Origin of the sequence: Streptomyces sp. NPDC050732 (assembly GCF_040654255.1) — a bacterium.
Classification (GTDB): domain Bacteria; phylum Actinomycetota; class Actinomycetes; order Streptomycetales; family Streptomycetaceae; genus Streptomyces.
On record NZ_JBFAHP010000003.1, the window covers coordinates 192,395 to 213,020 of the forward strand.

19 protein-coding genes are annotated in these 20,626 nt (G+C 70.6%); 17 read left to right on the top strand and 2 right to left on the bottom strand.

Annotation, left to right across the window (positions count from 1 at the left end; all coding sequences use genetic code 11):
* Positions 1-45: 45 nt before the first annotated feature.
* From AB0H82_RS04300 to AB0H82_RS04370, 15 genes are all read left to right on the top strand, one after another.
* Positions 46-1,290: an aminotransferase class III-fold pyridoxal phosphate-dependent enzyme gene (locus tag AB0H82_RS04300; protein ID WP_362988611.1), complete on the top strand. Its 1,245-nt coding sequence runs from the start codon at positions 46-48 to the stop codon at positions 1,288-1,290.
* Between the two features lie 698 nt (positions 1,291-1,988).
* On the top strand, positions 1,989-2,729 hold the full coding sequence (locus tag AB0H82_RS04305; protein ID WP_362988613.1) for a TauD/TfdA family dioxygenase: 741 nt from the start codon (positions 1,989-1,991) through the stop codon (positions 2,727-2,729).
* A gap of 20 nt (positions 2,730-2,749) precedes the next feature.
* Positions 2,750-3,172, top strand: a complete 423-nt coding sequence (gene panD / locus AB0H82_RS04310) for an aspartate 1-decarboxylase (protein WP_362988615.1) — start codon at positions 2,750-2,752, stop codon at positions 3,170-3,172.
* Entirely contained in the window at positions 3,169-4,542 is a 1,374-nt protein-coding gene (locus AB0H82_RS04315; protein ID WP_362988617.1) for a DUF6002 family protein, read from the top strand. Before panD ends, AB0H82_RS04315 begins: the two co-directional genes overlap by 4 nt.
* A gap of 33 nt (positions 4,543-4,575) precedes the next feature.
* The gene (locus AB0H82_RS04320; RefSeq protein ID WP_362988619.1) at positions 4,576-5,787 is read left to right on the top strand and encodes a GNAT family N-acetyltransferase; all 1,212 of its coding nucleotides are present in this window, start codon (positions 4,576-4,578) and stop codon (positions 5,785-5,787) included.
* Positions 5,784-6,905 carry a hypothetical protein gene (locus AB0H82_RS04325; RefSeq protein ID WP_362988621.1) on the top strand — a complete coding sequence of 374 codons (1,122 nt, stop codon included), beginning with the start codon at positions 5,784-5,786 and terminating at the stop codon, positions 6,903-6,905. The genes AB0H82_RS04320 and AB0H82_RS04325 overlap by 4 nt, the downstream gene beginning before the upstream one ends.
* Complete coding sequence (locus AB0H82_RS04330) at positions 6,902-7,729, top strand: methyltransferase domain-containing protein (RefSeq protein ID WP_362988624.1); 828 nt, start codon at positions 6,902-6,904, stop codon at positions 7,727-7,729. Before AB0H82_RS04325 ends, AB0H82_RS04330 begins: the two co-directional genes overlap by 4 nt.
* Positions 7,730-7,759: 30 nt before the next feature.
* Complete coding sequence (locus AB0H82_RS04335) at positions 7,760-9,085, top strand: hypothetical protein (RefSeq protein ID WP_362988626.1); 1,326 nt, start codon at positions 7,760-7,762, stop codon at positions 9,083-9,085.
* 28 nt (positions 9,086-9,113) lie between these two features.
* On the top strand, positions 9,114-10,346 hold the full coding sequence (locus tag AB0H82_RS04340; protein ID WP_362988628.1) for an MFS transporter: 1,233 nt from the start codon (positions 9,114-9,116) through the stop codon (positions 10,344-10,346).
* A gap of 39 nt (positions 10,347-10,385) precedes the next feature.
* Positions 10,386-13,016, top strand: a complete 2,631-nt coding sequence (locus AB0H82_RS04345) for a lantibiotic dehydratase (protein WP_362988630.1) — start codon at positions 10,386-10,388, stop codon at positions 13,014-13,016.
* Positions 12,995-14,524 (top strand): PqqD family protein, encoded by a 1,530-nt coding sequence (locus AB0H82_RS04350; protein ID WP_362988632.1) that lies wholly within the window; start codon positions 12,995-12,997, stop codon positions 14,522-14,524. Before AB0H82_RS04345 ends, AB0H82_RS04350 begins: the two co-directional genes overlap by 22 nt.
* Positions 14,525-14,527: 3 nt before the next feature.
* A complete protein-coding gene (locus AB0H82_RS04355) occupies positions 14,528-15,871 on the top strand; it encodes an ATP-grasp domain-containing protein (protein WP_362988634.1) in 1,344 nt (447 codons plus the stop codon).
* Positions 15,802-16,536, top strand: a complete 735-nt coding sequence (locus tag AB0H82_RS04360; RefSeq protein ID WP_362988636.1) for a hypothetical protein — start codon at positions 15,802-15,804, stop codon at positions 16,534-16,536. Before AB0H82_RS04355 ends, AB0H82_RS04360 begins: the two co-directional genes overlap by 70 nt.
* Positions 16,526-17,338: a hypothetical protein gene (locus AB0H82_RS04365; RefSeq protein ID WP_362988637.1), complete on the top strand. Its 813-nt coding sequence runs from the start codon at positions 16,526-16,528 to the stop codon at positions 17,336-17,338. The genes AB0H82_RS04360 and AB0H82_RS04365 overlap by 11 nt, the downstream gene beginning before the upstream one ends.
* Before the next feature lie 83 nt (positions 17,339-17,421).
* Positions 17,422-17,892, top strand: a complete 471-nt coding sequence (locus tag AB0H82_RS04370) for a YbaK/EbsC family protein (RefSeq protein ID WP_362988639.1) — start codon at positions 17,422-17,424, stop codon at positions 17,890-17,892.
* A 51-nt stretch (positions 17,893-17,943) separates the two neighbouring features.
* Here the strand turns inward: AB0H82_RS04370 and AB0H82_RS04375 are convergent, their stop codons facing one another.
* Together AB0H82_RS04375 and AB0H82_RS04380 are read right to left on the bottom strand one after the other, a co-directional pair.
* Positions 17,944-18,675, bottom strand: coding sequence for a maleylpyruvate isomerase family mycothiol-dependent enzyme (locus AB0H82_RS04375; protein WP_362988641.1), 732 nt, complete (start codon positions 18,673-18,675; stop codon positions 17,944-17,946).
* Positions 18,676-18,853: 178 nt separating this feature from the next.
* On the bottom strand, positions 18,854-19,072 hold the full coding sequence (locus tag AB0H82_RS04380) for a hypothetical protein (protein ID WP_362988642.1): 219 nt from the start codon (positions 19,070-19,072) through the stop codon (positions 18,854-18,856).
* Between the two features lie 135 nt (positions 19,073-19,207).
* Between AB0H82_RS04380 and AB0H82_RS04385 the strand changes: the two genes are divergently transcribed.
* Together AB0H82_RS04385 and AB0H82_RS04390 are read left to right on the top strand one after the other, a co-directional pair.
* On the top strand, positions 19,208-19,342 hold the full coding sequence (locus tag AB0H82_RS04385) for a hypothetical protein (RefSeq protein WP_362988644.1): 135 nt from the start codon (positions 19,208-19,210) through the stop codon (positions 19,340-19,342).
* A 324-nt stretch (positions 19,343-19,666) separates the two neighbouring features.
* The gene (locus AB0H82_RS04390) at positions 19,667-20,218 is read left to right on the top strand and encodes a hypothetical protein (RefSeq protein ID WP_362988646.1); all 552 of its coding nucleotides are present in this window, start codon (positions 19,667-19,669) and stop codon (positions 20,216-20,218) included.
* The last annotated feature ends 408 nt before the right edge of the window (positions 20,219-20,626 follow it).

Below are 20,626 nucleotides of genomic sequence, written 5' to 3' on the forward strand. Positions count from 1 at the left end.
ACAGCTACGAGCAGATGTCACCCCTCCCCCCACCGAGGAGACGCAATGGTCAAGCGAAACCCGCCCCTGAACTTGAGCGAATCCCGACAGTTGCTGGAAAGGGCGGCGCGTGTCGATGCCACCCAGGCCTACTCGGGCCATGTACTGGCCCGCGACCGCCTGGTGGACGGCGAATACCCGCTGTACGGAGAGCGGGCATCCGGCGCTCATGTGTGGGATGTGGACGGGAACCGCTATGTGGATTTCATTCTGGCTTACGGCACCATCATCCTCGGCCACGCCGATCCGGTGGTGTCCGAGGCGGTCATCCGCGAGATACGCGACGGATTCGCCATAACCCTCCGCAAGAAAGTCCAAGTCGAACTCGCCGAGTTGCTCATCTCGGTGGTGCCGCACGCCGATCGGGTGTTCCTGCTCAAGAGCGGTTCGGACGCCACGAGCGCGGCGGTGCGGTTGAGCCGGGCGCACACCGGGCGCGAGCGGGTGATTCGCTGGGGGTACAACGGCTGGCACGACTGGTGTGCCAACCGGCCCGCGGGTGTGCCCCCGACCGCTCAGCAGACGGTCAGCACGTTCACGTACAACGACCTGAGCAGTCTGGAGCAGGAGTTCCGCCGCCATCCCGGCGAGGTGGCCTGCCTGCTGATGATGCCGTTCGAGGAGGAGCCCCCGGCTGACGGCTTCCTGGCCGCCGCCGCCGAGTTGGCCCGGCGCCACGGAGCCCTGTTCGTGCTCGACGAGATGCGGTCCGGTTTCCGGGTCGCGCTGGGCGGTGCGCAGGAGCGGTACGAGGTGCAGGCGGACATCGTGACCTTCAGCAAGGCGATGGCCAATGGCTACCCCATCTCGGCGGTGGTGGGGCGCGAGGAGGTCATGCGAGCCGTCGGCGAAGTGCACATCGGGTCGACCTTCCACGTGAACGGTGCGGAAATGGCCGGGGCCGTCGCGACCATCACCCGGCTTCGTGATTCCGACGCGCTGAAACATATCGAGGAACTCGGCGCGGCCCTGCAGCGCGGCCTGGCCGACCAGATAGGCGGGTCCGGGCTCGACGCCCACGTGCTGGGTGTGCCGCAAATGCCCTTCATGCGTTTTCGGCACGCCGATGAGGAGACGCAGCACCGGATTCAGGACGCCTTTTACACGGAGACCACGCGTCGTGGGATTTTGTTCCACCCCAACCACCACTGGTACATCAGTGCCGCGATGACCCACGACGACATCGAGACCGCTCTCGACGCCACCGCGGCCGGATTCCGGGCGGCGGAGATCGCCGCGGCCCGCGGCTGAGAAAGCGGCGAAGGCTTGCGCCGACCACGGTCACCGGTACCGGTCGGTGCCCTTTGCCCTGTTCGTCCTCTCGGCCTCTCGGTCTTGCCTGATCCCTGACCGGATCAGGTGGGAGGCTGCAGCGGGCGCGTATGGCCGCCTGACTGAGGACAACGCGCTTGTGCCCGCCGGGGCCCGGATCGCCGCGTCGTACCTCGCCGTTGCCCAGGGGCGGCGTCCGTCGCCGATCCCTTCGTACAAGACGAGAAAGCCACCTCCGCGTGCCGCAGCCTTCACCGGAGTGGCTCATCTGCAACACCTTATTCCGGACGACCTTGCGGCGGTGGCAGGCGGCACGGGCGCCGGGGCGCCCTGCCCGAGCTGGCCCTACGGCCCGGCGACAACCCTGCGGACATCTGTGGTTTCGGCTTGAACTAAGCCGTTAGGGACACAAGTTGCGGGAGAGACGGGCTATTCAGCCTTGGGGGAGTTCTGCCAAGGTCTCCTCCCATCGATATCAGGCGCCGGAACTTTCGGCGCCTGTCCCAACCGATGCCGTGCAGGCGACACACCCCTGCCCGAACGTCACAGAAACCACCGACGGCATGGCGCGCAGTACTCAATAGGGCCTCAGTCGGCCCAGGCGCGGCGCTCCCGCAGCAAGCAGGCGCCCACCGGCCGTCGACGGTCAACAACCCACTTATGGCACGGAGGAGTTCATGGCGCATTCTCCCGTCAGCATCCTGTCGCAGCTCGACTTCAACGGTCAGCCGCTGCAGGAGGACCTGCTTCAGCGCACGTTCCAGCAACTCATGGACGAGCACGGGTACGTGCTCCTGTGCAACGTGACCGAGGAATTCGAGCCCGTGCGCTTCTGCCGGGGCCTCGGCGAGTTCGTCCCCAACTACACGGGCGCCGTGGTGGGGGACGTACGGCCAGAACCGGGCATGGACGATGTCTACCACGCCGGTAACACGCGCCCGCTCACCCCGCACTCCGAGGGCTACGACTTCGCGATCACCCCGCCCCGGTACATCGCCCTGTGGTGCATCACGCCTGCCAACGGCCCGGGCGGCGAGACGACGCTCATGGACACCCGCCCGCTGGTGGAGGGGCTGTCCGACCAGGAAAGGCAGCACTTCCTGACCACGGAGTACCAGTGGAAGACCACCGAGGGTGTGCAGCGGCTCGGACTCGACCTGCACACGCAGCACCCGATCCTGGAGGAACACCCCAAGGGCACCATCGTCAGGTTCAGTTGCAACAACCTCATACGTGACGACGAGGATCTGGCCGCGGAGCTGCAAGTCCGCTGGCACAAGACCTTCGAGCGCGACCATGTCGCCGTGGAGTACCGGGAGCGGGACATGCTCGTGTGGGACAACTGGCGCCTGCTGCACGCGCGCAACGCCTTCAGCGACCGCAGCCGACACCTGCGCCGCATCCAGATCGCCGACTGACGACTCCTGCAGAGGCCACCATGTTCCGGACCATGTTCCACAGCAAGATCCACCGTGCCACCGTCACCCAGGCCGACCTGCACTACGTCGGGTCGGTGACCATCGACAGGACGCTGATGGAAGCTGCCGACCTGCTTCCCGGCCAGCAGGTCGACATCGTCGACATCAACAACGGCAACCGGCTGACCACGTACGTCATCGAGGGCGAGCGCGACAGCGGAGTCATCGGCATCAACGGCGCGGCAGCCCGGCTGATCGCTCCTGGCGATCTCGTCATCATCATCGGCTACCAGATGGTGAGCGAGGCCGAGGCACGGTCCCTCCACCCGCACATCGTCTTCGTCGACCAGCGCAACCGGCCGGTGACCGTCGGGGAGGATCCGGCCGAGGCCCCGAGCGCGGAACTGACCCGCGGGGACGTGCTGCAAGGAGTCGCCCGATGACCACCACGACGCGTCCCGCCGAGGCCCCGGCCCCCACACTCGCGCACGAGACCGTCTGCCCGGCCGTGCTCACCCGCTACGACGCGGAGCTGCGGCAGATCCTCGCGGCGGCCGCCGCCGGCTCGACCGCCCCGGGGTTCGCGCCCCGCTGGGAACTGCCCGAGCCCGGCCCCGCGCTCGTGGACTTCTTCGCCCCCTCCACCATGAGCGCCCATCGGCTCGGACAGCGGGCGGGCACCGACATCAGCCTGTTGAACCTGATGCACAACCCGCGCACCCGCACGACCAAGACGTTCGCGTCCCTGGTCATCGTCGCCCGTGCCGTCGCCCACATCAGGCGCACCGGCGAACCGATCATGATCATCACGCCGTCCAGCGCCAACAAGGCCACCGCGTTGCGCGACGCCGTGCTGCGGGCACACGAGACGGGCCTGGCCTCCCCGGAGGAGCTGCGCATCGTCGCCGTGGTGCCCGCCGCCTCCGTCGCCAAGGTCTGGGACTCACCCCTGGCCCACGAGGAGGACCTGCGCCGCGCGAACCCGGTGGCCGTGCTGCGCGCCACGGCCCCCGGCCAGGTCAAACAACTCGCACGGGCAGTCGTCGACGAGGAGGCCGACACCCTGCTCGCCGCCCACGGGGTGCGGCTGTGGCACACCCTCGACCTGGGCAACTACATGGTCGCCGATGCCGTGCGGGCCCTGTTCGAGCGAGACGCCCTGCCGACCCGGCCGCGCGTTCACGCCCACTCGGTCTCCAGCGCCTACGGGCTGCTCGGCCACTTCCACGGGCAGCAGTGGCACACCGGGCAGGAGTGGCCCGCCGAGGGCGCCGGCTACTTCCTCGTCCAGCATCTGGGCACCCCGGACATGGTCGCCAGCCTCTACCACGACCGGTTCGACTACCGGCCCCGCTGGACCGCCCGGGACGGGCTCGTGGTCCAGGACGAGGACCCGCACTTCCCGTCCACCGCCTACGCCCCCGACGAACAGCTGGACCCGACGTTCTACACCCGGACCCCGGTCACCTCGCCCCGGATGAACGAGATCATCCGCCGGCAGGGCGGCGGTGGCATCGTCGTGTCGCTCGCGGAGTGCCTGCAGCGCTACGCGGCAATCCGCGAGATGCTCGCGCCGCACGGCGTGCACCTCCCCGTCGACCTCCGCGACCTGCGGGAATGGTCCCTCGTCATGGCGCTCACCGGCGTACTCAACGCCATCGACCGGGGACTGCTCACCGCCCCCGACGTCCTGGTGCACGCCTCCGGTTCGTACAGCGCCGCGGACTTCCTGCCCGCCCGGCCCCACGGCCTCCAGCCGATCGACTCGTTCGACGACCTGCGCGCCCTGGTACGGACGGCCGCCGCCGCCTGATCCTCGCCCGCTCCTGCCCCCAGGGGGACACCCGTGACCGCCCTCCCCTCGGCACGGCACGCCACCGTGCCCGCCCCGACGCCACCCGACGGCCGGGCCCGCCATCTCGCGGTGCTCCGCTCGCGGCTGGCCTACACCTGGAACAACAGTCCGCACACCGGGTGGCGCACCGCGCGCCGACTGGCCGACGCCACCGGCCGGTCGGTCACGGCAACCATCTCCCACGGCCCGCCCGGGGAACCCGTCATCGCCTACCTCGGCCTCCCCCAGGGGCAGGCCAACATCCTGCAACTCCTGGAACACCAACGGGCCCGGCTCGGCGCACCTGCCGCGAAACCGCAGCGCAGGCGAGAGCGCGTCAGCTGGCAGCGGCTGACCACCGGCAGCTGGCCGCAGGCCGACCTCATGGTGGTCGGCGCCGACAGCAACCGCATCGGCCGGCTGCCGGGCACCGCGGCCGTCACCGCTCCCTTCCGCGTCCACCTGGTCGTCGACGTACCTGCCGACGACCAGGAGTTGCAACGGAAGATCTCCAAGCGCGAACGCTGGGAGTTCAACCGCAACCAGCGTGCGCACCGCTGGCGCCTGGAGGAGGACCCGTCACCGGAAGCCCTCGCCTTCTTCTACTGGCGCATGCACCGGCCGACCATGCAGCGGCGGCACGGCGACCGCAGCCGCAGCGAGAGCGCCGAGGCGGCACAGCACGCCATCCTCCCGCACGGCACCCTGCTGTTCGTCACCACCGCCGACGGGCAGCGGGTGGCCGGCGTGCTGTGCCACTGGTCCGCGGACCGCCGCACATTGACCACCCGGCTGCTCGGTGTCCTGGGCGGCGACGAACGGCACTACGCGGACGGGGCGTTCAAGGCCGTCTACCACCTGCTGCTGCGGTGGGCCCGTGAACGCGGCGTCCCCCAGGTGGACTTCTTCGGTACGGAGGCGTTCATCAGCAAGGGCATCTTCCAGTGGAAGCGCAAGTTCTCCCCCCGCGTGGTGCTGCCCCCCAACCACTTCGCGGACAAGCAGATCCGCCTGTACATCCGTCGTGACACCCCGCAGGTCCGGGACCTGCTGGTGGCCAATCCGCTGCTGTGCTGGGAGAACGGCCCCGGCGGCCGGCAGCTGGTACCCACCTACTTCACAGACGCCCAGCGGCCGCCGCGCCTGGACCTCAGCGCGCGCTGCCCCGGACTGCCCGAACCGCGCCTCCTCGACCTCGACGTCCTGAGCCGGGGGTGCGCATGACCCGGCCCAGCATCGCCGTCGCGGGCACCGGGGCATTCGCCGGAGCACTGGTCCGGGCGCTGGCGCGGCACCCTCAACCACTGTCCCTGCACATCCTCAGCTCCGCCGCGCGACGCGCCGCGGACCTCGCCGAACTGGGCCGCGACCACGCGGCACTGGCCGGCGCACCCGTCACCTGCACGCCCCACGAGGTGCACATCCACCACCCCGACGAGCTGGAACGGCTCTTGGCCACGGTGCGAGCCGACGCCCTGGTCGTCTCCACCTCCGAACACAGCCCGGCGGAGCGAACGACTGCGCCGTCCGCCTGGACCGCCCTGCTGGCGGAGACCGGATTCGGTCTGACACTGCCGCTGCAAGCCACCCACGTGCTGCGCTACGGCCAGGCCTGCCGACGGGCCACGCCCGACACCCTGCTGGTCAACGCCTGCTTCCCGGACGCCGTCAATCCCGTGCTCACCGCCCTCGGCACCCCGGTGACCTGCGGACTGGGTAACGTGGCGACCCTCGCCGCGGTGCTCGCGGCCCAACTGGACCTCGTTGACCAGAGCCCCCTCCACCTGCTGGCCCACCACGCCCACCTGCACCCACCGGCGTCCCCCGCCGATGAAGCACGGGCCTGGCTGGACGGCGGGAGCACCGACCTCACCCGCCGGCTCACATCGCTCCGCCGCCGCGACCGCGCCCACCTCAACGAGGTCGGCGCCGCGGCGGCCGCCGCACCGCTGGCCGCCCTGGTGGGCGCCGGCCCCACCCACCACGGCCATCTCCCGGGACCCGCAGGCCTCCCCGGTGGCTACCCGGTCACGGTGCGACACCGGCGCGTCGACCTGCGGCTGCCGCCCGGCCTGACACGCGACGAGGCGATCGCCTGGAACACCGAACGCGGCCGGCTCGACGGAACCGCCGTCGGCTCCGACGGCACCGTCCGGCTGGAGGAACCCGCACTGGCCGCGCTGCGCCGCCACTGGCCGAGCGCGCCCGGTCAGTGGTCCCCGACCGACCTGACCCGGCTGCGCGCCGACTTGCTGCGGCTGAGGGACCGAATGCGTTCACTGCCCGTCCCCGCGCCGGCCGGGCCGCCCCCCACACCCTCACTCCAAGGAGCCACCCCGTGACCGTGGCAGACAGGTACCTCATGGGTGCCGGCACCAGCGAACTGGACCGCATGCTGTTCCAGGGCGAGCTGTTCCGCCCGGAGGCCGAGCGACTGCTGGAGCGGTGCGGCCCCGGCCCCGGCGCCCGAGCCCTCGACGTCGGCTGCGGTCCGCTGGGCATCGTCGACCTGCTCGCCGAGCGCGTCGGAGCGGACGGCGACGTCGTCGGACTCGACGTGCAGGCGGAGATGGTGGAACGCGCCCGCCTTGAGACCGCCGACCGCGGCCTGGACAACGTCCGGCTCGTGCACGGCGACGCCGCGAAGAGCGGGGAGCCGCCGGCCACCTTCGACTTCGTGCACACCCGGCTGGTGCTGATGAACGTCCCCCACTCCGACGCCGTCCTGCAAGAGATGATCGCGCTGACACGGCCCGGCGGGATCGTCGCCGTACAGGACGTCGACTGGGTCACCCGGCTGTGCGACCCGCCGCATCCGGCATGGGAACGGCTGGTCGAGGTCGTCTCCGAACTGTGGCGGCTCAACGGCATGGACGTACACCTGGGCCGCCGACTGCCGCGGCTGCTGCGCGGCGCCGGACTCGTGGACGTGCGGGTGGACGCCTCCGCCCGGGTCTTCCAGCCGGACCACCCCTACCAGACGCTGCTGGTGGAGCGGGCCGAGCTGTGCCGGAACTCCCTCGTGGACCGTGGACTGATCACCTCCGACGAGCTCGACCGCCGCATCGCCGAGCTGCGCCGCCACCTGGCGGAACCCGGCACCGTGGTCGTCCATCCGCTGCTCTTCCAGGCCTGGGGCCGGCGCCCGCAGAACCCCGCCGTCTGACCACTCGTGTCCAGGAGAGGGAAAACCCGTATGCCCCGAACACCGTTGCGGCCGGCCGGAACCCACCTCGTGGCCTCCTCCGCGCAGGGGGTCCGTGAACAGTTGTTCCACGGGATGCGCGACGTGCCCTTCCCGCCCAGGGCCGCCCCCCTGCAACCCGTACTGCTGCCCCGTCCGGTCTACGAGGAACTGCATACGGCGGCCGCCCAGGTGCTGCGCGTACTGACGAAAGTGGCGTACCACCTCGGCGGCGACCGTGCCGAGCGGCTCGCGGCACTCGGCGTGGACCCCGCCGAGTGCCCCCTGTTCACCTCCGACGAGGCGTGGGAGTGGCGCTACGCCGCGTGCATCGCCCGGCCGGATGCCTTCGTCACAGCCGACGGCGTGAAGTTCATCGAGTACAACGCCGGGGGCGGGGTGGGCGCCGCGGTGCAGACTCAACTGCTGGCCGACACCTGGGTGGACGCGATCTACCGCGACCAGCACCTGTTCGCCTACCGCCCCTTCACGGCGCGCGCCGACATGTTCGACAACATGTGCCGGGCCGAAGGGGTGCCGCGCGCGGTCGTCCTGCAGGGCAGCGTGGCCGACCTGGTCCGCGGGGTCAGCAGCACCCGATATTTCGACGTCGAGGTGGACTACCTGCGCAAGCGGGGCTTCGAGGCGGACTTCCTCGAACCCGAGGACCTGGTGGAGGGCGTGATCGGACCTGGCGGCCGACTGCGCTACCCCGTCGGGCTGCGCCACTTCACCGTTCAGGAGTGGACCGAACTGGGCGTGGACTTCTCGCCGGTGGGCGAGGTCATCAAAGCCGGATGCCAGCTGGTCGCCTCCGAGACGTCGTCCCTGCTGTTCAACAAGAAGCTCCTGGGAGTCGCCTCCGAAGGCCACCGCGCCATGACGGAGGAGGAACGCCGGCTCGTGGACCACTACGTTCCCTGGACCCGCGTCACCGGCGACCGCGAGGTGGTCTACCGGGGCAGGACCTGGCCGCTGGCGGACCTGCTGCTCGCCCGGCCCGAGGAGTTCCTACTCAAGGGCGCCACCGGCATGAAGGGGGAGCAGGTGATCATGGGCCGTGACAGCGACGCCGCCTCCTGGGCGCAGGCCGTGCGCGAGGCCGTCGTCCGCCAGGACAGCATCGCGCAGCAGCGGGTCGAGTCGCTGCGGTACCCGGTGTCCACCCTGGCCCCCGACGGCGAGGTGTACACGTCCCGCGTGGCGCCCGTGCTGGGGCCGTTCGTCATCGGTGACGCGCCGGCCGGCTGCCTGGCGCGGTACTTCGACGACGGCCAGGACGGGGTGATCAGTGTGGAACGGCACGGAGCCGCGCAGAACGTCGCCGTGGCGGCGTGAGGACCGGGACGAAGGACATGGAGCACCGATGAAAAAGCGCGGCATCGTCCTGCGGCTACTGGCCGGACAGGGCGTCAACGGCTTCGGCGACGGCCTGTGGTTCAGCATCTGGGCGATCTTCTTCACCCGGGTGCAGGACATCCCCGCCGAGAGTATGGGCCTGGCCATCGGCATCGGCGGTGTGGCGGGCTTCCTCGCCGCCGTGCCCGTCGGCACCGCAGCTGACCGGCACGGCCCGCGGGAGGTCCTCGTCGTCGTCATCGTGCTGCGCGGACTGGCCTCGGTCGCCTACATCTTCGCGGGCGACTTCTGGTCCCTCCTCATCGTCTCGTGCTGCTACTCCGCGGTGCAGAGCTCCGGCGTGGGCGTGCGGGTCAGCCTGGTCTACCAACTGCTCGACAAGGACGACAGGCTGCGGGTCCTGGCACAGGGACGCGTCGTACAGCACATCGCCTACGCCGCAGGCGCCGGTGTCGCCATGCTGGTACTCGCGGACGGCCGGCGCTGGGTGTTCATCGCGTCGATCCTGGTCAACGCGGCCACGTTCCTCATCACCGCCGCACTGACACTGACGCTCCCCTCGGTGGCACCGACCCCCGCCGAACGCCAGCACTCGGGCACCGCGGTACTGCGCGACCTGCCCTACCTCGCGCTGATGAGCACCACATCGCTGCTGGCACTGTGCTGGGCACTGCTGTCCAGCGGACTGCCACTGTGGATCATGGAAGGGACCAGCGCCCCACTGTGGACCGCCGGCCTGGCCGTCGCGGTGAGCTCTCTCGCGATCGCCCTGTTCCAGGTGCGCGTCACCCGGCAGGCGGTGAACATCCCGCGCTCCGTACGCGCCAGCCGCATCTCCGCCCTGGCCCTCGCCGCCTGCTGCGTGATCTTTGCCGCGGCGGCCTGGACCGAGCACCCGCTGCTCGCCACTCTGATCGTCCTGGCGGGAATGGGAGCCCACATCGTCGGCGAGCTGTACTACGTCTCCTCCCGGTGGGGGCTGTCCCTCGGCTTCATGGTCAAGGAAGCCGAGGGGCAGTACCAGGGGCTGACGGCGGCCACCGAGTCCGGCGCCACCGCACTGGGGCCTGCCCTGGTCACCGCCCTGGTCAGTGGGTTGCGGGAGACCGGGTGGGTGTTGCTCGGGGTGCTGTTCCTGCTCAGCGCGGCACCGGTCGGCCCCCTGGCCCGGTGGGCCCGGCGCGATCCCCGACGCGTCGCGCTGTCGGAACAGGCGGACAAGCACGAATCAGTGTCCTGACACCGGTGGCGCACCCACCCGCAGCATCCGAGGAGCTTCATGACTGCCGGCCTTCCCGACACCGCCGCGCGACCCACGACCGGACATTCCGCCCTGGCCTGGCAACCGGCGTCCGTAGCCGTCCTGCGGATGGCGGGTTACCCCTTCTCCTGGCTGCACGCGCTGGACGGCTCCGGCTGCGCCGACCGCGCACGCCACCTCCTGGCCGCCCGGGGCGAGGTCGACGCCTTCGCCCGAGAGGCGGAAGAACTGCACCGGCAGGCGGCCGGCGCCGCGGACCGCTCTCTGCTGCGCGCACTGCGCCGCGGCCGCCCCTATCCACCGCGAGAGGAGCCCCTGTCCCCGCCCTTCGCCCAGACGCATGACCGGTACGCCCAGGCATTGCGCCGTCGTGACGACGCCGAACGCGCCTACCGGGCGGCCCACCACCACGCGACCGTGAACGGCGCCAACCGGGTCCTGGACCTCTTCCGCGACACCCCTTCCCTGCGGGACATGCTGCTGGTCTCCAACGAATCGGCCCACTCCCGTCTGGTGCGCTGGCTGTGGCGGGCCGACCCGGGCTCCGCGTCCTGGCGCAAACATGACCGCAACAACCTGATGACCCTGGTGCGCTACCTGCAGCGCGTATGCGCCAAGAACGACACCACCAGCCACTTCGGGCCCCTCGCCCCGGCCCGCCTGGACGCCACCCGCGACGGGGTGCAGTGGAAACCGGTCCCGCTGCACCGCCACACAGAACTGTCCCGCTGGGCAGTGGAGGCCGTCGCCGCCGCCCTCAGCCGTGAGTACGAGGACGTGCGGCTGCTCGTACGTCCCCGCCGGGCCCCCGGAGCCCAGCTGAAGGGGGACACCGTGCACCTGGTCCGCCTCGACCAGCGGCGCATGAGCACCGAAGTGCGCGGGGCGGTCCGCCCAGTACCGCCCACAGTCCTCCGCCCCGAGCCGGCCCGGCTGTTCGCCCTGTGCGACGGGGACCGCAACATCGGGCAACTCGCCGCCCTGACCGGCCGGCCGGGCCACGAGGTCGAACGGCACATCACCGCCTTGCAGAAGGCGGGCGCCCTGGTCGAGGGCCCGGACCTGCCCTACGGAGAGGAGGACGCCCTGGGGGTGCTGCGCGCACACCTGGCGCCCCTGGGCGGTGACCACCCCGCCCTGCGGCAGTGCGCCCTCCTCGCCCAGGCAGTCACCGACCTTCAGGCGGCCGGCCCCGACGCACGGCCGCAGGCACTGGACACCCTCAAGGAGCTGTTCACCGAGATCACCGGTGAGCGGTCGCACCGGCCCCGGCACGGCTTCTACAGCGACAACAGCGTGTTCCACGAGCACTGCGTGGGTGTCGCGGGCGATCTGGTGCTGGGGCAGCCGCTGGTCAGCCGCATGAGCGGCGACCTTGGCCTGCTCTACGACCTGTTCCTGCTGCGGCCGCGCCGACGCCTGAGCCTGGAACGCGAGTTGCTGACCCGGTGGTTCGAACGGCGCTTCGGCCCGGGAGCCCGAGTGGCGGCCGGCGACTACCTCACCGCCTTCGTCGCCGACCTCGACGCGTTGGAAGGTGACTACCGCGCCAGTGAGGCACATGTGCGCGCCGTCGCCGACGAACTGGAGGAGGCCCTGCTGCCCCCTGCCGGCTCCACGGCCCAGGAACACCGCGTGGACCGGTCCCGTGTCACAGCCCTGCTCGACCGCTATGGACTCGACGAGCCGGCCGTGTGCAACCCCGACCTGATGGTCGCCGCGGCGAGCCCGGAACACCTGGCCCGCGGTGAGGCGATGCTCGTCATCGGGGACCTGCACGCGATGGACGACCACCTGAGCCACGGCTCCATCGCCCCCTTCGTGGACGAGGCCTTCCCCGGCTACCGCCAAGAGATGGCGGAGCGGTACGCAGCCCTGGCGGAGCCGGACGAGGTGATCGCCGACGTGACGCAGTGCCACCTGAACAAGACGTTCCCCCGCATCACCCCGCTCGGCCCGGACATCGAGGCACACGACCGGTCCGGCGCGGCACAGCACAAGCGGCTGCGGCTGGCGGAGCTGTCGGTGGAGCTGACGGACGGCCGGCTACGGCTGACCGCTCCGGACGGCACCCGGCTGCGGCTCGTCCTCCCGCCGCTGGCCTGGCCGATGCTGCGGCACAACCCCTTCGCACCGTTCGGTTTTCCCACGACCACCGACGCCAGCGCCGTCCACGGCGCCGGCCGTGCCCATGTGCCGCGGGTCCGGGTCGGCGATGTCGTGCTCCAGCGCGAACTGTGGCGGCTGGACCCGGCCGCCGTCGCCGCGGCCACCGCCGCCGAGGAGCCGGACGCCTTCGTCCGCCTGCAGGCGCTGCGGGAGCGGCTCGGCCTGCCACGCCACATCTACGTCCGCTGCCCCGGCGAACCCAAGCCCGTCTACTGCGACATGGACAGCCCGCTGCTCGCGGGGCAACTCGCCCGGATGGCGGCGGGCGTGCCCGCGGGCGAACCGCTGGAGATCAGCGAGATGCTCCCGGCCCCGGACCACCTGTGGTTCGGCGACGAGTCGGGCAGCCGCACCTGCGAGGTGCGCTACGCCGTCTTCACCAGCACCGCGACCCCCACCCGGCACACCCGGCGCCCACTCTCCGGCAACCCCCCTGACTCCGACCCCGATGAGGCCTCATGTCCCTGCACGACACCCTGACCACTCACACTCCCACTTCCGCTCCCGCTCCTCCGACGGCCGGCCGCTCCGCTGTCCTCGCCCGTCTCCTCGACCACCTGTCCGACCAGGACCGCGCCGCGACGAAGACCACCGCGGACCGCCTCCGCGGAGCGCTGGAACAGCACGACTCGGCGGCGGGCGGGACCGTCCTGGTGGGCTACGGCGGCGGCAAGGACAGCAGTTACACGCTCGCCTTCATCCGCGCGGTCCAACTGGTCCTGGCCGAACGGGACGGAATCCTCTTCACCCTGCGCAGTGCGACCAACCGGCACCCGGGCATGCCACGTGCCGTGATGGACAACATCGACCGGGTCTACCGCGCGCTGGGCATGTACGACGACCCCTCGTGCGAACTGCTCCTGCTCGACGGCGACCTGATCCATCCGTTCCGCCCCGACCGGCCGCCGGAGCCGGCGGTGACGGCCCGCAGCCGCGCCGACATCCTGATGACGGGTCACCGCACCGCCGCGCAAGCCCGTCCCACCTTCTGCAACGCATGCAACCTGTCCATGGTGAACTCCTTCGGCCTGGCCGCCGCGCACGGCCGCGGAGCCGACCTGATCGTCACCGGTGACTCACGCGAGGAACAACGCGACTACGCGGTGTGGATCAACCGCCTGGCCCGTCAGGTCGGCCACGACCCGCGCACCCAGCGGCGGTCGGGCTTTCCCCGGGTCCTGGGCGCTCTGGACGCCGTCGGCCGCACCTACGCCCGGACCGTCCACGGCAAGGACACACCCACCGACGACCGCGGCGTCCACGCCGACGTACCCGCAGGCCTGTCCTTCTTCTCCATCTTCGACGACACCAGTTACGACTCCGGCAGCCACTGGACCCTGCTCACGGACTTCCTCGGGTTCCGTTTCGACGACCTCGCCTTCAGCTTCACCGAGTCCGACTGCGCCAACCCCGCTCTCATGGCCCATCTGCGAGGCCTGACCTGTGAGCACGTCTACGGCCGTACCTATGACGACGGCATGGACGAATACGTGGCCTTCGCGTTGCGGCTGATGCGGCAGAAGGACTTCCCGCAGCGGCTCATCGACCACATGGCCGACCGTTACGCGAGCACAGCGGGACGAACAGCCGTACGGCAGGCGGTGGAACGTTTCGCCCAGGAGGCGTACGGGCTCACCGGCACACATCTGGTCTGCCTCGTCCACGCCCCCTTCACGGCCCGCGGCCAGACCCTGACCAGCTTCCTGCGGCGCGAACACCCGGCACTGGCCGGCCGGGAGCCGGAGATCCGCGCCCTGCTGTCCGCCCCCACGAGCCGGCCGGACGCCGCCGTGGACGAACTGGCCCTGATCCTGGAGGACATCAGCGGCCTGTCGGTCCCCCAGCTGCGGCAGCTGTACGCCAGCGACCAGCCGCAAGCCGGTGAACTGCTGGACCTCGTCCTGCAGGACGATCCGCACAAGGAGCGGATACGCACGCGGCACAGCGCGGACGGACCGGTCGTGTACGAACTCCTGTCGGGACGCTGAGACATGGCCGCCCCCGCTCCGGCCTTCGTGCAGGTGGGCGCAACCCGGGACGGCCTGGACCCCTACCGGGTCGGCGCCGCCACTCGCGGCCTGACCACCGTACTCGTCGAGACCCCCGGCTACCTCGCATGGCGCAGACAACTGGGACGCGCCCCCTTCGACAAGGAAATCCCCGTCGAACACCCGCACGACCCCCGTCGTCTCCTGGCCGCGCTGCACACCGCAGGCGTACGCCCCGCGGTGCTGCTCGCGGGCTTCGAACGCTACGCGGCCGCCGCCTTCGACGCCGCCGCGACCCTGGCCGTGCCCCCCGCCTCCGGAAACCAGCCGCCCTTCCACGCGCCGGACAAGGCCGGCCAACGCACGGCACTGGCCCGATCGGCACCGCAGGTCCGCCAGCCGCGCCACGCACTCACCCGACAGGACCACTCGCAGGTCGCCATCCCCTACCCGCGCGTGGTGAAACCCGTGGACGGCGGAGGCGGACTCGGCGTCTACCTCGTCCGGAACGCCGAGGACGAGCGCCGCGCCCGGCGCGTCCTGGCACGGACGGAAAACTACGGCGGCGGCGCCTTCACCGGCACGCTGACCGAGGAGTACGTGGCCGGCACGGAGTTCTCCGTGCAGGGCGTCGCCCGGCACGGCCGCGCCCACGTACTCAGTGTCTGCGAGAAGCTGGTGCTGCTCGAACCGGCCCCGGAGGACGGGCTGTGCGGCTTCCGCGAAGCGGGCCACCTGGTGCTGCCGCCGGCCACGGCCGACCCGCGCCTGGCAGCCCTCGCGCAGACCTGCCTGACAACCTTCGGCTACCACGACGGGCCCTTCCACCTCGACGCGATCGCCGCCCGTGACGGCGGCCTGCACTTCGTCGAGATGGGCTTCCGGCTGTCGGGCGGAGGGCTGGTGGCCCTCACCGAACGCGCCCTCGGCGTCCGCTGGGCAGACCTCGCGCTCGACGTCCACCTCGGCGCGGTATCCATCCCCGACCTGCAGGCGCCCCCGGACAACCAGGGGCCCTTCCTCGGCCAACTCGCCTGCACCCGACCGGCGCAACTCGACCACGCCGCCCGACTCGCCCGCACCGGCGCCTCGGTGGACATACTGCCGGCCGCCCCGGTGCCCGACGAGGCCTCCCTCGACCCCGCGCACGCCGCCGTCCTCGCCTCCGACCGGCAACGTCACGCGGTCGTCCTGGGCCGCGTCATCGTCCAGGCACGGACGCGTGAGGACGCCCGGCGACTGCTCACCGACTGTGCCACCGCTCAAGGAGAGGACCCATGTGCCGCTTCATCATCGCGCAAGGCCACTTCGACCCAACCGCCGTCCTGGACGCCGCGCTCGGCATGAGCACCGGCGTCACCGCCCTGGACGACGTCCCCACACGCGTCCACCCCAACGGCTGGGGTGCGGTCTGGCGCACCGCCGCAGGCACCCTGGCCACGCACCGGGACCACCGCTCCCTAGCCGAGAGCCGCGAGGACGCCGGGATGGACGCCCTGCACACCGACATGCTCGCCGTCCACGTCCGGCACGCCACCCTGCCGGACCGGATCGGCCCGCGCTTCACCCACCCCCTGGAACGCCTGGACGACTCCGGCCCCTGGTACTTCATGCACAACGGCTTCCTGCCCACCGTGTACCAGAGCCTCGGACTCAACATGTCGGCCTTCGACTCGGCCGAGTACTTCGACTACCTGCTGCCCCGGGGAGAAGAGGAACTCGACATCGACCGGACCCTGGCACGGTTACGAGCCATCCCACCCGGCGGCACCAGTGGCAACGCCCTTCTGCTCAACCCCCGACGGGCCTACGTCGTGCACTGGACCGCGCCGCAAGCCCCCTACCAGCAGTACTTCACACTCCGCCGACTCCGCCTGCCGGAGGCCGAGATCATCGCCTCCGAACCCGTCCCCGCGCTCGCCGACGTAGACCGCTGGGAAACGCTCGCACCGGCCACCGTCATCGAACTGCCCTTCACCCCGTACGAGAGGAGCTCCCGCCGTGCAGCTTGACACCACCTGGGACCGCGCCACTTACGACATATCGGACGGCACCGTCCTCGGGCTCGAACCCCTTCGCTGGCTGATCGCCGGCAAGACCCCGGTCATCCGCCTACGCGGCCTGGTGGGGGAGAAGGAGCTGAACGCAGCCCGCCGACAGGCCCTCGATCTGCTGGGCCTCGCCTCGACCGTGAACTACACCAATGGTTCCCTGACCACCGTCGGCCCTTACCTGGCCGCCCACCTCCAGGACCCGCAGGGCTACTTCGACATCGCCACCCGCGCCAACGAGCACATGGCCCGCGCCGGCTTCGACCTGCCCACCCGCGTCCGTGCCGCGCTGCGCCGGACCTTCGAACTCGCCGCCCTCGAACCAGCGAGCGGACCCGACGGCCGCCCGTACGGCGAGGCCGTCATCCGCCTGCACGCCGATGGCGTGCGCAACCCCCTGCACAACGACCACATCGCCCGCGACGCGACCGGCACGGCCTGGACCGTGGCCGACGTGGTGGGCCAACTCAGCTGCATCGTCTGCCTCCAGGAGTGCGACTGGGGCGGCGAGCTGGTCACGTACAGAAAACCATGGGAACCGCGCGACGAGCGGTGGAAGGTCCCGGGCGAACTGGGCTACCGGAGCGAGGTCGTCGCGACCGCGCCACGGCACATCTTCCGGCCGCAGACGCAGGACATCTACCTCATCAACCCGACCTACTACCACGAGATCGAAGAGGTCCACGGAGCCACCCGCATGACGCTGGGCTTCTTCATCGGCTTCACGGACGACACCCTGAGCCACGCCGTGGCGTGGGGATGACGGGGACACACGCCCGCCGTGACCCACGGCGGGGACCAGAGACAGCGGCCGCCGGGAACGCCACCTACCAGCGCATCATCGATTTGCTGGACGCCGCCGGCGCCCGCTACAGCGTCATCGAGCACCCTGCGCAAGGACACACCGAGGCGGTCAGCGCACTGCGGGGCAACCGCCTGGACCAAGCGGCCAAGTGCGTCGTCGTGCGTGTCGGAGTCACCAAGAAGAAGGGCCGCTACGTGCTGGCCGTCGTGCCGGGGAACAGCCGCGTGGACATCGAGGCGATTCGGAACCACTACCAAGGAGTGAAGGCCATGTTCGCCGCCCGGGAGGTGGCCGAGGAGCTGACCGGGGCGGTCAGCGGCGCGATCCCGCCGTTCTCCTTCGAGCCTTCCCTCGCGCTGCTCGTCGACCCCGAACTGCTGAAGCAGCGGGAGATGTTCTTCAACGCCGCCCGGCTCGACCGGTCCCTGCGGCTGGCCACCGCCGACTACGTGGCGGCGGCACGGCCGGAGGTGGTGCCCATCACCGAGCCCGCACCCCTCCCGCTGTCCTGAGCAGCGGCAGAGGTCAGGAGCGCAGCCGGTGAGCGAGAGCTATGACGGTCGTCAACTGCGCCAGTCCGGAAGCGCCGGCAGGGGCCCTCGCGGTTCGACGCTCAAGGCATGCCCGTCGCTTCGTCCGGTGAGCCAGCCCAACAGCTCAGCCGCCGGACCCGTCACCCGCGGCCCCGCCCCGTCGCCGATCACCCGCGGGACCTGGTCCTCGTCGGCGCACAGCGTCAAGGGCGGAGCGGCGGGATCGTTACGCAGTTTCGCGGTGGTCGCCTCCAGTTCACGGGCGACGAAGGAGGGGGGCCAGTGGACCGGACGGTGTCCGGTGTCCAGGTCGCTGTGGTGCACCTCGACCTCGCGCAGCATGCTGGCGACGGCCCCGCGCACCGGCCGGAGACCGCCCCCCAGCCAGCGCACCGGCACGTCCCAGGCGTTCGGCGGGTGAGCGTCGGCCGCGGAGAGAAAACGGCGCAGCGCGGTGTCCATGTCGTCGAGGAGCGCACGGGCAGACCGTCCGGCACCCTCCTCGATCTCCCGCTCCCGCTCCTTCTCGTCGGCGTATTGCGGCAGGTCGACTCCCGTACGGGCGGCGGTGAGCAACCGGGTACGCGAGTCGGCGCTGCGGGCAAGGTGGGTCAGGACATGCCCCCGGCTCCAACCGGGCAGCAGGGAGGGCCCCCGTACGTCCTGATCCGACAGCGCGCCCGCCGTCGCGAGCAACCGGTCGACGCAAGTGCGCAGCAGGGGCAGCAGAGCGGCGGGACTGTCCTTCTCATCGTGCGACATGGTCCTCCGATCGGTGACGACACATCGCTGTATCCGTGCCCGGTTTACGACGCCGTGCACTGCGTCAATGCGGTGCCTTACCGCGGCAACGGGGTGGGGCGGCCGGCAGCGCGTGCGACCCGAAGTGAAACTGACCGTGTTCACCGTTCTGGCAACACTCTGGTGAGCCAGTTGTCAATCAGCGCGGGGCACGGTCCAGGTTGAGGATGTCACCGGTGGGCGGCCCGGCCTTCACGGGCTTGTCGAAGTCGCTGAGGGTGAGTGCTTCTGGCTTCCCCCCGCCGGACTTCTGCACCACCTTCAAAAGGTAGGGCTTGCCTTCCGTGGCGACGTACAGGGTGTACTCGTCTTTGCCGTCGACGCCGGACAGCTTGAGCGCGGGAGTGCCGTCAACCATGGCTTGGCATCCCTGTGCGCCGTGGAGGTGTCGGCGTCCTCGTATGCGGCCATCTGAAGGTCGAGGTCGCAGAACTCGGTACCCACGGCGCGCAGGATCGCTTCGTCGTACTTCCTGTAGACCGTGTCGTCAGTGATGACCAGCTGCATCGAACCCGCCTGGGACCTGCCCATCGTGCCCGCGCACGTACCTGCGGTGGTGAACACCATGTCGAGCGTGTTGAGCCCGCTGAGCGTGTCCGGCGTCGTCCCCTTCATCCGCAGTGAATAGGCGCCCGCGGTCGTCGAAATGGCTTTGGCGGCGGCTCCCTCCGCGCGACGGATGAGCATATCGGCACCACCTGGTGCCCGTGGTCTGGACGTCGACTGGCCGGCCTCAGCTCACCAGGGTGTGTCCAGGCAGGCCCGCCGTATCCGCGTCACTAACCCCCCTGTGCGGCGGGCCTCTTGGGCCACACTGTCCCGTCTTCCTCTCGCAGCCGCGTACCCGGCCGGTGTCCGGCAAACATTCCGGCAACCGGGGACCGCCCAGCGGGGCGGTCCCGTCATCGCCGGGAACGGCCAAGCCGCCCCGGCCACCGCAAAGAGGACAGTCATGTACTACAACCCCATCAACAGCATCGTCCGCTCGGCCTGTGCGGGCAACCCGATGCTGATCGTGCACAAGCACAGCGGCAGCCACTTCAAGCAGGGCGGCGATCTCCAGCTGGTCGGTGACGCCTTTGACCCGGCCAAGCCGGACAAGGCGGCTCTGTGGGTCTTCCAGGTCATCCAGGTCGACAAGGCCGGCAACGCCCTCTACCAGATCAAGAACTACAGCTCCGGACTGGCCATGGGCATCAACAAGGACAACCCGCGAGACGGCATCCAGTTCGCCAAGCCGCAGGCCGCGGACGCGACGACCAAGGAGGCTCGTGCCCAGATGTGGACGGTCGAGGTGTTCGACCAGTGGAGCCAGCTGCTGGTTCCCGCCCTGCATCCGGACCTCTACCTCGCTCCCATGGGTAAGAACCCGGGCGCCAACGGCGGTTGCTTCCGTCCCAGCGAGAACCCCGGCGACCAGCCCTGTGACCTCAACCCCGTCCAGGTCGTTCCCCCGAAGCCGCCGAAGGACCCGGCCTGCAACGCGGACTGCACCACCTGCTGAACCCCGCTCCCACGAACCGCCGACGGACGGGCAGTATGAGCTTCTGCCCGCCCTGGAGCGGCCCCCCTTGAAAGCCGGCCGGGGCAATTGAGTTCCCGGCCGGCCGACGGGCGGGCGCCGTGGTCAAGTGAGCGAAAGTTGGAGAGTCATCACGCACAGCAGCGGCCGGTACGAAATTCGCGGCACCGCCTACAGCACCACGACCTGATCGCGTTCCTCGCGGCACCGGCGTCGCCGAACTCAAGGCCATCCTGGAGGGCCTCACCCCTGCCGCCTGGTCCCCCAGAGCGACATTGCCGTCGTCCGCGCCTTCCGCGCCTTCCGCGCCTTCCGCGCCTTCCGCGGCATCCGCGGCAGCGGCGTCGAGGCTGCCACCACCCGCCCCCCGACGGCATCCACTTGGCCCGT